Source organism: Streptomyces sp. SBT349 (genome assembly GCF_001083795.1).
GTDB lineage: Bacteria > Actinomycetota > Actinomycetes > Streptomycetales > Streptomycetaceae > Streptomyces.
In genome coordinates, this window is record NZ_LAVK01000267.1 from 1 (window position 1) to 10,729 (window position 10,729).

12 protein-coding genes are annotated in these 10,729 nt (G+C 73.6%); 8 read left to right on the forward strand and 4 right to left on the reverse strand.

Features of this window, described 5'->3' with window-relative positions; translation table 11 throughout:
- Positions 1 to 295: 295 nt before the first annotated feature.
- Positions 296 to 1,333, reverse strand: coding sequence for an aldo/keto reductase (locus ADY01_RS26240; RefSeq protein ID WP_078900617.1), 1,038 nt, complete (start codon positions 1,331 to 1,333; stop codon positions 296 to 298).
- Between the two features lie 5 nt (positions 1,334 to 1,338).
- Positions 1,339 to 1,803 (reverse strand): MerR family transcriptional regulator, encoded by a 465-nt coding sequence (locus ADY01_RS26245; protein WP_049578457.1) that lies wholly within the window; start codon positions 1,801 to 1,803, stop codon positions 1,339 to 1,341.
- A gap of 78 nt (positions 1,804 to 1,881) precedes the next feature.
- On the opposite strand from ADY01_RS26245, the gene ADY01_RS26250 reads away from it, so the two are divergent.
- Both ADY01_RS26250 and ADY01_RS26255 read left to right on the forward strand, forming a co-directional pair.
- Positions 1,882 to 2,703: a serine hydrolase domain-containing protein gene (locus tag ADY01_RS26250; RefSeq protein ID WP_049578458.1), complete on the forward strand. Its 822-nt coding sequence runs from the start codon at positions 1,882 to 1,884 to the stop codon at positions 2,701 to 2,703.
- 230 nt (positions 2,704 to 2,933) lie between these two features.
- Positions 2,934 to 3,533, forward strand: a complete 600-nt coding sequence (locus ADY01_RS26255; protein ID WP_107081826.1) for an NUDIX hydrolase — start codon at positions 2,934 to 2,936, stop codon at positions 3,531 to 3,533.
- Here ADY01_RS26255 and ADY01_RS26260 read toward each other — a convergent pair.
- On the reverse strand, positions 3,427 to 4,146 hold the full coding sequence (locus ADY01_RS26260) for a pirin family protein (protein WP_049578462.1): 720 nt from the start codon (positions 4,144 to 4,146) through the stop codon (positions 3,427 to 3,429). The genes ADY01_RS26255 and ADY01_RS26260 overlap by 107 nt on opposite strands.
- A 73-nt stretch (positions 4,147 to 4,219) precedes the next feature.
- Here ADY01_RS26260 and ADY01_RS26265 point away from each other — a divergent pair, with 73 nt between their 5' ends.
- The 5 genes from ADY01_RS26265 to ADY01_RS26285 all read left to right on the forward strand — a co-directional run bounded on the left by ADY01_RS26265 (position 4,220) and on the right by ADY01_RS26285 (position 9,135).
- Positions 4,220 to 5,407 carry a PucR family transcriptional regulator gene (locus ADY01_RS26265; protein ID WP_234320423.1) on the forward strand — a complete coding sequence of 396 codons (1,188 nt, stop codon included), beginning with the start codon at positions 4,220 to 4,222 and terminating at the stop codon, positions 5,405 to 5,407.
- Positions 5,408 to 5,495: 88 nt separating this feature from the next.
- Positions 5,496 to 6,473, forward strand: coding sequence for an ACP S-malonyltransferase (locus tag ADY01_RS26270; protein ID WP_049578465.1), 978 nt, complete (start codon positions 5,496 to 5,498; stop codon positions 6,471 to 6,473).
- A gap of 5 nt (positions 6,474 to 6,478) precedes the next feature.
- Positions 6,479 to 7,477, forward strand: a complete 999-nt coding sequence (locus tag ADY01_RS26275; protein ID WP_049578467.1) for a ketoacyl-ACP synthase III — start codon at positions 6,479 to 6,481, stop codon at positions 7,475 to 7,477.
- 58 nt (positions 7,478 to 7,535) lie between these two features.
- Positions 7,536 to 7,784: an acyl carrier protein gene (locus ADY01_RS26280; protein WP_049578469.1), complete on the forward strand. Its 249-nt coding sequence runs from the start codon at positions 7,536 to 7,538 to the stop codon at positions 7,782 to 7,784.
- A gap of 88 nt (positions 7,785 to 7,872) precedes the next feature.
- Positions 7,873 to 9,135: a beta-ketoacyl-[acyl-carrier-protein] synthase family protein gene (locus ADY01_RS26285; protein WP_049578471.1), complete on the forward strand. Its 1,263-nt coding sequence runs from the start codon at positions 7,873 to 7,875 to the stop codon at positions 9,133 to 9,135.
- A gap of 93 nt (positions 9,136 to 9,228) precedes the next feature.
- Here the strand turns inward: ADY01_RS26285 and ADY01_RS26290 are convergent, their stop codons facing one another.
- The gene (locus ADY01_RS26290) at positions 9,229 to 10,161 is read right to left on the reverse strand and encodes a beta-ketoacyl-ACP synthase III (RefSeq protein ID WP_049578473.1); all 933 of its coding nucleotides are present in this window, start codon (positions 10,159 to 10,161) and stop codon (positions 9,229 to 9,231) included.
- Positions 10,162 to 10,206: 45 nt separating this feature from the next.
- Between ADY01_RS26290 and ADY01_RS26295 the strand changes: the two genes are divergently transcribed.
- Positions 10,207 to 10,722, forward strand: a complete 516-nt coding sequence (locus ADY01_RS26295; protein ID WP_049578476.1) for a TetR/AcrR family transcriptional regulator — start codon at positions 10,207 to 10,209, stop codon at positions 10,720 to 10,722.
- The last annotated feature ends 7 nt before the right edge of the window (positions 10,723 to 10,729 follow it).

Here is a 10,729-nt window from a genome sequence, read left to right on the forward strand (position 1 = left end):
GGCCACGCGACACCCCACCCCCCGCACCCGGTGACCACCGCGGCCGAGCGGCCACGCCGCTTCGGGCCCGGGGCATCCAAACTGCCCGGCCCACGGCGAAGCCGTAACGCCACCGGACCACGCGACACCCCGCCCCCGGCGCCCGGGCCCGCGGCCTCGCCGTCAGCCACGGCGGCGCCGGGCGACGCCAGAGCACCCACACCGCTCCGCTCCGCACCCGGGGGCAACCGAACTCCCCGGCCCACGGCGAAGCCGTAACACCACCGCGGCCGCGGGCCGCCGCGCAGGGGCCCGCCTACTCGCGGGTCGCCGATGTGAAGGTCATGTCGGGGTAGCGGTCGCCCGCGACGTGGGAGGCGATCGGGGCGAGGAGCGCCAGTTCCGCGTCGGTCAGCGTGATCCGCGTCGCCGCCGCGTTCTCCTCCAGGCGGCCGCGGCGCCGCGTGCCGGGGATGGGGATCACCGTCATCTCCCGCAGCGCGGCCTGCTGGTGGACCCAGGCCAGGGCGACCTGGGCGGGGGTGGCGCCGTGTGCCTCCGCGATCCGGCGGACCGGTTCGAGCAGCGCGTGGTTCGCGGTCGCGTTCGCGCCGTTGAACCGCGGCTGCCCGCGCCGGAAGTCGTCGGCGGTCAGCTCCTCCCCGGCGTCCTTGAAGGAGCCGGTCAGGAAGCCCCGTCCCAACGGCGAGTACGGCACGAACGCGACGCCGAGCTCCTTCGCCGCCGGCACCGCCGACCGTTCCACGTCCCGCGAGAACAGCGACCACTCCGACTGGAGCGCCGCGATCGGGTGCACCGCGTGCGCCGCCCGCAGCTCCGCGCCCGTGACCTCGCTCAGGCCCAGGTGCGCGACCTTGCCCTCCGCCACCAGCTCGGCCATCGCGCCGACCGTCTCCTCGATGGGAACGGACGGGTCGCGCCGGTGCATGTAGTACAGGTCGATCATGTCGACGCCGAGCCGGGCGAGGCTTCCCTCCACGCTGGCCCGGATGTAGGCCCGGTCGTTGCGGATCCCCCGTTTCACCGGGTCGTCCGGGTCCAGCACGATGCCGAACTTCGTCGCGATCACCACCTCCTCGCGGTGCGCGCGGAAGAACGGCGAGAGGAACGTCTCGTTCGCGCCGAGTCCGTACATGTCGGCCGTGTCGAAGAAGGTGACGCCGAGGTCAAGGGCGCGTTCCAGCGTGGCGCGGGCCTCGTCCGCGTCCGTCGGGCCGTAGGCGAAGCTCATGCCCATGCAGCCCAGGCCCTGGACGCCGACCCGGGGGCCCGTTCCGCCGCCGCCCAGCGTCGTCGTCGGGATCCGCGGGGCGTTGGTTCCGAGGTCGGACATGCGGGTCAGAGCCTTTCCGGGGTGGGGTCGGTGCTGTAGAGGTCGATCTTGAAGTCGAGGACGGTCAGCGTGGACTGGAGCTCGGCGATGCGGTCCACCACGTTCTCCCGCGTCGCCACCAGCAGCGCGCGGCGCTCGGGGTAGGTGTGGTCGCCCTGCCGGACCAGGTCGGCGTAGGTGACCATGTCGGCGACGGCCATGCCGGTCAGCCGCAGCTTGTTGACGAACGCCAGCCAGTCGAGGTCCGCGTTGCTGTAGCGGCGCTGGCCGGTGTGCGAGCGGTCGACGTGCGGCATGAGCCCTATACGTTCATACCAGCGGAGGGTGTGCACGCTCAGGCCGGTGTGGGCGGCCACCTCGCTGATGGTGTAGCGGTCCCGGCCGTCGGGCCGCGGATGCGGCCGGTCCACGGACGCGCACCGATCGACGAGCTCCCCCAGAACAGGTTCTGCCTGCTGTGTCACGGTCATACCTAGACGCTAAAAGGCTGGAGTGCACTCCAGGCAAGCGGATCCCGGGGAAATTTCCCGGCGCGCTACGCTCGGGTCATGCGCAGCCTGGAGCTGATCGACCGCTGGCCCGTGCCCACGGCCGCCGCCGCCGTGGTCACCGCGGACGGCCGCCACTTCGCGCACGGCCCCGCCGAGCACCCGTTCCCGCTGGCCTCGGTGACCAAGCCGCTGGCCGCCTACGCGGTCCTGATCGCGGTCGAGGAGGGCGCGACGGAGCTGGACGAGGCGGTGGGCCCGCCGGGGTCGACCGTACGGCATCTGCTGGCGCACGCCTCGGGGCTGGCGTTCGACGAGCACCGCGCGGTGGCCGAGCCCGGTACCCGGAGGCTGTACTCGAACGCGGGTTTCGAGGTGCTGGCCGACCACGTGGCCAAGGCCACCGGCATGCCGTTCGCCGAGTACGCGCGCCAGGCCGTTGTCGAGCCGCTGGGCATGGGCGGCACCGAGCTGGCCGGTTCCGCGGCCAAGGACGGCGTCTCCACCGCCGCCGACCTCGCCCGCTTCGCCGCAGAGCTGCTCGCCCCGCGCCTGCTGGCCCGCCAGACGCTGGACGAGGCGACGGCGGTGGCCTTCCCGGGGCTGAGCGGCGTGCTCCCGGGCTTCGGGCACCAGAGGCCGAACGACTGGGGCCTCGGGTTCTCGATCCGCGACCACAAGTCCCCGCACTGGACGGGCGCGGCCTCCTCGCCGCGCACCTTCGGCCACTTCGGGCAGTCGGGCACGTTCCTGTGGGTGGACCCGGACGCGGGCGCGGCGTGCGTGGCGCTGACCGACCGCCCCTTCGGGAGCTGGGCCGCCGACGCCTGGCCGCCGTTCACCGACGCGGTGCTGGCCGAGCTGGCGGAGCGGAGCGGCTGACGCCCGCCGGCGGGAGGCGAACGCGGCCGGTCAGGGCCGTGACCCGGTCCATGCCGACCACCCAGCGCGAACTCGGCCTGGAGCGCGTCGAACAGCGCCTGCGGATAGCCCCGTCTGAAGGTCGCGTAGGAGGCGGCGACCTCGCCGCTGAATCCCGTGTCCATGACCGGTGGCATGCGCCGGTCCCGGGGGCCGCACACGCCGTATCGCTCCCGGCGTACGCTGCGCTGATGCGACAGCTTCAGCCGATACCCGGGACCGGACCGACGCCCCGGCCGGCCGCGCGGATCGTGGTGGTCGACCCCGAGGGCGCGGTGTTCCTCTTCCGGTACGAGACCGACGAGGTCGGGCAGCACTGGGCCAACCCGGGCGGCGGGCTCGACCCGGGCGAGACGCCCCGCGAGGCCGCGCGGCGCGAGCTGCGCGAGGAGACCGGCTGGACGGACGTCGAGCCGGGGCCGCTGCTGTGCACCTGGCAGCACGACTACACGCGCGACGGCATACCCGTGCGCCAGCACGAGCACGCCTTCGCCGCCCGCGGGCCGCGCCGCGAGCCGGTGGGCGACCTGCTGGCCGCGCACGCCGCGGACCGCATCCTGGGGTGGCGGTGGTGGCCGCGCGAGGAGCTGCGGACGATGGCCGAGGCGCTGCGACCGCCCCAGCTGCCCGCCCTGCTCGACCGGCTGGACCCCGGTGACGGCGGCGGCGACGGCGGGCGCGCGTTCAGGCCGGTTGCCACCGTCGACCTCGGCTTTGTGCCCGAAGTTCCCACACCAGCAGCTCGGCGGGCCCTCCTTCGGCCCGCACCGCACGCTCCCCGGCGTCCCTGAGGCGCGCGGAGTCGCCCGTCGACAGGAGCGTCGCCCCGCCCGGGTCCGCGCCGCCGCCCTCACCGTCGAGCAGCACCGCGCCGCGCACCACCTGGACGTGGGCCAGCGGCGCCGCCGGGACCGCCGTGCGCTCGTCCTCGCCGAGCCGCCGCACATGCAGCACCGCGTCGGTGCGCGGCAGGGCGTACGGGGTGCCGTCCGCGATCCCGCGCACCACCTCGTACTCCGGGGCGCCGCCCACGAGGTCGGGAATCAGCCACATCTGCACGAACCTCAGCGGCGCCGGGCCCGCGTTCCGCTCGGCGTGCGTCGTCCCCGATCCCGCCGTGAGCCGCTGCACGTCACCCGGCGCGAGAACCGTCGCGCGCCCGGCGGCGTCCTCGTGGGTGAGTTCGCCTTCGACCACCCAGCTGACGATCTCCACGTCCCGGTGCGGATGCGGCGCGAACCCCGCGCCGGGCGCGAGCCGTTCCTCGTTACAGGCGGTCAACGGGCCGAAGCGCGCGTTGTCCGGGTCGTAGAAGTCGCCGAAGGAGAACACGTGTCTGGTGTCGATCCCGGCGGCCGGATCGCCGCCCCGGTAACGCTCTTCCGCACGCAGTACGCGAAGCATGCGCCCACCGTATCCACCCCACAGTGCCCCCCGCCGGGTATGACCGGCCGGGAAATGAGGCAGGCTGGTCCCCGTGTCCGATGAACCCGCGTCCGACGAGAAGCTGGCGCACGCCGCCACCGTGCGCCGACTCGAGCAGTCCTCGGGGAAGCTGGCCGCCGCCGCCATCATGCGGATGGACGAGCGGCTGGCCTGGTACCGCGCCATGCCGCCGGAGAACCGTTCCTGGATCGGGCTGGTCGCCCAGGCGGGCATCGCGGCGTTCACCGAGTGGTTCCGGCACCCCGACACCCCGCAGGCGATCTCCACCGACGTCTTCGGCACCGCCCCGCGCGAGCTGACCCGCGCGATCACGCTGCGGCAGACCGTGGAGATGGTGCGCACCACCATCGAGGTGGTGGAGTCGGCCGTGGACGAGCTCGCGGTCCCGGGCGGGGAGGCGGCGCTGCGCGACGCGCTGCTGGTCTACGCCCGCGAGATCGCGTTCGCGACGGCCCAGGTCTACGCGCAGGCGGCGGAGGCGCGCGGCGCGTGGGACGCGCGGCTGGAGTCCCTGGTCGTCAACGCGGTGGTCTCGGGCGAGGCCGACGAGAGCGACGTCTCACGGGCCGCCGCGCTCGGCTGGAAGGCGCCGGAGCAGGTGACCGTCGTCCTCGGGAACGCGCCCAGCGGCGACAGCGAACTGACCGTGGAGGCCATCCGCCGCGCCGCCCGCTACGCGAAGCTCCAGGTGCTGACGGGCGTGCTGGGCAAGCGGCTCGTGGTGATCGCGGGCGGCAGCGACGACCCGGTGCAGGCGGCGAAGGCGCTGATCGGGCCGTTCGCCTCGGGGCCCGTGGTGGCCGGGCCGCTGGTCGGCGACCTGCGGGGCGCGACGCGCTCCGCGCAGGCCGCCGCCGCCGGGCTGCGGGCCTGCGCCGCCTGGCCCGACGCCCCGCGCCCGGTGCTCGCCGACGACCTGCTGCCCGAGCGCGCGATGGCGGGGGACCCGGCCGCCCGCGGGCTGCTGGTGGAGGAGATCTACAGACCGCTCCAGGAGGCCGGTTCCGCCCTGCTGGAAACGCTCAGTGTCTATCTGGAGCAGGCGAGCAGTCTGGAGGGTGCCGCCAGAATGCTGTTTGTGCATCCCAACACCGTTCGCTACCGCCTCCGGCGTGTGACTGATGTCACCGGATGGCCGCCTTCCGACGTCCGATCGGCCTTCACCCTCCGCATCGCCCTGATGCTCGGGCGCCTCGCCGATGCGGAGCAGCTCTCCTAGTTTTTGTTCGAGGGCTACAAATCCGTCGACTGTTCTTCGTTCTCGCCCTCACCGGCGGTGACGGGTCCCGCCGGGAGAGAGTGAGAGGGTGCTCGTACTCGTCGCTCCCGGCCAGGGTTCCCAAGCGCCTGGCTTCCTGAACCCGTGGCTCGACCTCCCCGGCGTGCCCGATCGCCTCGGGCTGTGGTCGGACCTCGTGAAGGCCGATCTCGTCCACCTGGGCACCCGGGCCGACGCCGACGAGATCCGCGACACCGCGGTGGCCCAGCCGCTGCTGGTCGCGGGCGCGCTCCTGTCCGCCGCGGCGCTCCTCGGGGGCGAGGAGGACGACGGCGGGGCCGCCAGGGGCGCCGTGGGCGCGGTCGCGGGCCACAGCGTGGGCGAGCTGGCCGCCGCCTCCGTCGCCGGGGTGTTCTCCGAGGAGGACGCGATGCGGCTGGTCAGGGAGCGCGCCACGGCGATGGCCGAGGCCGCGGCGGTCACCGAGACCGGGATGTCCGCGGTCCTGGGCGGCGACGCGGAGGAGGTCGCGGCCCGCCTCGCCGAGCTGGGCCTGACCGCGGCCAACGACAACGGCGGCGGCCAGATCGTCGCCGCGGGCACCCTGGAGCAGCTGGCCGAGCTCTCGGCGAACCGGCCGGAGAAGGCCCGCGTCCTGCCGCTGAAGGTGGCGGGCGCCTTCCACACCACGCACATGGCACCCGCGGTGGCCGCGATGGAGCGCGCCACGGCGGACATCACCGCCGCCGATCCGGGCATACGGTACGTGTCCAACGCCGACGGCTCGCTGGTGGCCGACGGCCAGGAGGTCGTGCGGCGCCTGGTGGCGCAGGTCTCCAGCCCGGTCCGGTGGGACCTGTGCACGGAGACCTTCCGGCGGCTCGGCGTCACGGCCTTCGTGGAGCTGTGCCCGGGGGGCACGCTCACGGCCCTGGCCAGGCGCAACCTGCCGGGTGTGGACCGGGTCGCCATCAAGGGCCCGGAGCACCTGGCGGCGGCCCGTGAGCTGATCACCGCGCAAGCGGTCCAGGCCGACGCGGCGCCCGCCGCCGAACAGGAGCTCTGAGGACCATGTCCGCAGCACTGAAGGCCGCCAAGGGCGCGCCGTACGCCCGCGTCATGGGCGTCGGCGGCTACCGGCCGACCCGCACCGTTCCCAACGAGGAGATCCTCAAGCACATCGACTCCTCGGACGAGTGGATCCGTTCCCGCTCCGGCATCGTGACCCGGCACTGGGCGGGCGAGGACGAGACCGTGGCGGAGATGTCGGTCGCCGCCGCGGGCAAGGCCATCGCCGACGCGGGCATCCGCCCCGAGGAGGTGGACGCGGTGATCGTCGCGACGGTCTCGCACCTCTCCCAGACCCCGGCCGTCGCGACCGAGATCGCGACCCGGATCGGCGCGGGCCGGCCCGCCGCGTTCGACGTCTCCGCGGCCTGCGCGGGCTTCGGGTACGGGCTGACCATCGCCGCCGGGCTGATCGTGGGGGGCAACGCCCGCCATGTGCTGGTCGTCGGCGTCGAGCGGCTGTCCGACCTGACCGACCGGGAGGACCGCTCCACCGCCTTCCTGTTCGGCGACGGCGCGGGAGCCGTGGTGCTCGGCCCCTCCCACGTGCCCGCCATCGGCCCCACGGTGTGGGGCTCGGAGGGCGACAAGGCGGAGGTCATCAGGCAGACCGTGCCGTGGGACAAGTACCAGCCGGGGGACGCGTTCCCGGCGCTCCGCCAGGAGGGCCAGACGGTCTTCCGCTGGGCGGTGTTCGAGATGGCCAAGGTGGCCCAGGAGGCCATGGACGCCGCCGGGATCACCGCGGACCAGCTGGATGTCTTCATTCCGCACCAGGCGAACATGCGGATCATCGACTCGATGGTGAAGACGCTCAGGCTGCCGGAGAGCGTCGCGGTGGCCCGGGACATCGAGACGACCGGCAACACCTCGGCCGCCTCCATCCCGCTCGCCATGGAGCGGATGCTGGCGACCGGACAGGCGAAGAGCGGGGACACCGCTCTCGTCATCGGCTTCGGGGCGGGTCTGGTCTACGCCGCGACGGTCGTTACCCTCCCCTAAGCACGATCCGATCACCCACCCCGCGGTATCCCACCGCAGCACACGAAGGAGCGCCGCAATGGCTGCCACCAGGGAAGAGATCATCGCTGGTCTCGCCGACATCGTGAACGAGATCGCCGGCATCCCCAACGACGAGGTGACGGAGGAGAAGTCGTTCACCGACGACCTCGACGTGGACTCGCTGTCCATGGTCGAGGTGGTCGTCGCCGCCGAGGAGCGCTTCGGTGTGAAGATCCCGGACGACGACGTCAAGGGTCTGAAGACCGTCGGCGACGCCGTCGGGTACATCGAATCGCACCAGAGCTGACCGGGTCACCCGGTCAGGCACACGCGCGTGTCGCCACCCGAAGGGGTGGCCCGGCACCACCAACCCCGACAAGCGGAGAACTGATTCTGTGAACGCGACCAATCGAACGGTGGTAGTCACCGGTGTCGGCGCAACCACACCGCTGGGTGGCGACAGCGCGTCGACGTGGGAGGGTCTCATCGCCGGCCGGTCCGGCGTGCGTCCTCTCACCGCGGAGTGGGCGGAGGGACTTCCGGTCCGCTTCGCCGCGACCGCCGCCGTCGATCCCGCCGGGGTGCTGCCCCGGCCGCAGGCGCGACGCCTGGACCGCACGGCCCAGTTCGCGCTGCTCGCGGCCAGGGAGGCGTGGTCGGACGCGGGGTTCACCGCGGCGGCGGGCGAGGACGAGTCGGTGGCGCCCGAGCGCGTCGGCTCCGTCATCGCCTCGGGCATCGGCGGCGTCACGACGCTGCTCGATCAGTACGACAATCTGAAGGAGCGGGGGGCGCGGCTCGTCTCCCCGCACACCGTCCCGATGCTGATGCCGAACAGCCCCGCCGCCAACGTCAGTCTGGAGTTCGGCGCGAGGGCGGGCGCGCACACGCCGGTCAGCGCGTGCGCCTCCGGCGCCGAGGCGGTCGGCTACGCGAGCGAGATGATCCGCACCGGGCGGGCCGACGTGGTGCTCGCGGGTGGCACGGAGGCGTGCATCCACCCGCTGCCGATAGCGGCCTTCGCCAACATGATGGCGCTGTCGAAGAACAACGAGGCGCCGGAACGGGCCTCCCGCCCCTATGACGCCGGGCGGAACGGGTTCGTCCTCGGCGAGGGCGCGGGCGTGGTGATCCTGGAGTCCGCGGAGCACGCGGCGCGGCGCGGGGCGCGGGTGTACTGCGAGCTGCTCGGCCAGGGCCTCTCGGCCGACGCCCACCACATCGCGCAGCCGGAGCCGACGGGCCGCGGCATCGCCACGGCGGTGCGGCACCTGCTGGAGGCCACGGACCTCAAGCCGGAGCAGGTCGTCCACCTCAACGCGCACGCGACGTCCACGCCGCAGGGCGACATCGCGGAGATCACGTCGCTGCGCGCGGTGCTGGGCGAGGACCTGGACCATGTGGCGATCTCCGCCACCAAGTCGATGACGGGCCATCTGCTCGGCGGCGCGGGCGGCATCGAGACGGTCGCCACGGTGCTGGCCCTCCACCACCGCCAGGCCCCGCCGACGATCAACATCGACGAGCTGGACCCGGCGGTCGACGCGGACGTCGTCCGCGACACCGCCCGCGACCTGCCCTCGGGCACGATCGCGGCGATCAACAACTCGTTCGGCTTCGGCGGGCACAACGTGGTGCTCGCCTTCCGCACCGTCTGAGCCGCGCGCTCACGATTCCAGCGCGGGACGGGGGGGGGGCGGGGGAGGGGCGGGCCCGTTCGCGCGTGTCCGTCGCGCGTGTCCGTCCGCGCGTCAGGGGCAGCGCACGACCTGCCCGGCCCAGGAGAGGCCGCCGCCGAAGGCGAAGAGCAGCACGGGCGCGCCCGCGGGGATCTCGCGGCGCTCGACCAGCTTGGCCAGGGCCAGCGGCACGGAGGCGGCCGAGGTGTTCCCCGAGGTCACCACGTCCTGCGCGACCACGGCGTCCGGCGCGTCGAGCTGGCGGGCCAGCGACTCGATGATCCGCAGATTCGCCTGGTGGGTGACGATGCCGGCCAGGTCGCGCGTGCTGATCCCGGCGCGTTCACACGCCTGGCGGGCGAACGGGGCCAGCTCCGTGGTGGCCCAGCGGAACACGCTCTGGCCGTCCTGCGAGAACCGCGGCTGCCAGGTGTCCCGCATCCGCACCGTGTCGCGCCTCGACGGGTCGGAGCCCCACAGGACGGGCCCGATGCCGTCCTCGTCCGACGCGCTGACCACCGCGGCGCCCGCGCCGTCGGCGAGCAGCACGCAGGTGGAGCGGTCGGTCCAGTCGGTGACGTCGGACATCTTCTCGGCGCCGATGACCAGCGCGTGCCGCGCCGCCCCGGCGCGCACCGTGTGGTCGGCGGTGGCCAGGGCGGTGGTGAAGCCCGCGCAGCCGTTGTTGAGGTCGAACGCGACCGCCGAGGGGAGGCCGAGGCGCCCGGCGACCTGGGCCGCGTGGGACGGCACCCGGTCGATGCCGCTGCACGTGGCGAGGATCACCTGGCCGATGTCCTCGGGTGCGAGCCCCGCGGTGGCCAGCGCCTTCCCGGCCGCGGCGACGGCCAGGTCGGTCACGGACTCGCCCTGGGCGATGCGGCGTTCGGCGATGCCGGTCCGCTGCCTGATCCAGGCGTCGTTGGTGTCCACCGTCCTGGCGAGGTCGTCGTTGGTCAGCACATGCTCGGGCTGGTAGTGGCCCAGGGCGGAGATTCGCGTCATGGGAGAAGAATAGCGACCGATCGGTCGGACTCTATGATGGGGTACATGAGTCCGCGTCACTCCGCAGCCGAGGCCCGCAACACCCGGGAGCGCATCATCGAACGCGGGGTCGACGTGGCGTCCGTGGAGGGGTTCGAGGGGCTGACGATCGGCCGCCTCGCGGCGGACCTCGGCCTCAGCAAGTCGGGCCTGCTCGGGCACTTCGGCACCAAGCTCGCCCTTCAGCTGGCGACGCTGGAGCGCGCCGCGGTCATCTTCAACCGCGAGGTGTGGGCGCCCGCGTCGGGCGCCACGCCGGGGCTGCCGCGGCTGCGGGCGGTGTGCGAGGCGTGGATCTCCTACCTGGTCCGGGGCGTGTTCCCCGGCGGCTGCCTGTTCGTGAGCGCGACGTTCGAGCAGGACGGCCGCACCGGGCCCGTCCGGGCGCTGCTCCGGCGGCAGTTCCGCACCTGGCAGCGCCGCCTGACCGCCGAGATCCGCACCGCCACGGCCGCGGGCGACCTCCCCTCGGAGACCGACGCGTGCCAGTTGGTCTTCGAGCTCTACGGCGTGATGATATAAACCTCTG

Coding starts and splice junctions, on each gene's coding strand:
- ADY01_RS26255 (WP_107081826.1), top strand. CDS start 2,934: ATGCGACAGCTTCAGCCGATACCCGGGACCGGACCGACGCCCCGGCCG.
- ADY01_RS26280 (WP_049578469.1), top strand. CDS start 7,536: ATGGCTGCCACCAGGGAAGAGATCATCGCTGGTCTCGCCGACATCGTG.
- ADY01_RS26260 (WP_049578462.1), bottom strand. CDS start 4,146: ATGCTTCGCGTACTGCGTGCGGAAGAGCGTTACCGGGGCGGCGATCCG.
- ADY01_RS26240 (WP_078900617.1), bottom strand. CDS start 1,333: ATGTCCGACCTCGGAACCAACGCCCCGCGGATCCCGACGACGACGCTG.
- ADY01_RS26245 (WP_049578457.1), bottom strand. CDS start 1,803: ATGACCGTGACACAGCAGGCAGAACCTGTTCTGGGGGAGCTCGTCGAT.
- ADY01_RS26275 (WP_049578467.1), top strand. CDS start 6,479: ATGTCCGCAGCACTGAAGGCCGCCAAGGGCGCGCCGTACGCCCGCGTC.
- ADY01_RS26295 (WP_049578476.1), top strand. CDS start 10,207: ATGAGTCCGCGTCACTCCGCAGCCGAGGCCCGCAACACCCGGGAGCGC.
- ADY01_RS26250 (WP_049578458.1), top strand. CDS start 1,882: ATGCGCAGCCTGGAGCTGATCGACCGCTGGCCCGTGCCCACGGCCGCC.
- ADY01_RS26290 (WP_049578473.1), bottom strand. CDS start 10,161: ATGACGCGAATCTCCGCCCTGGGCCACTACCAGCCCGAGCATGTGCTG.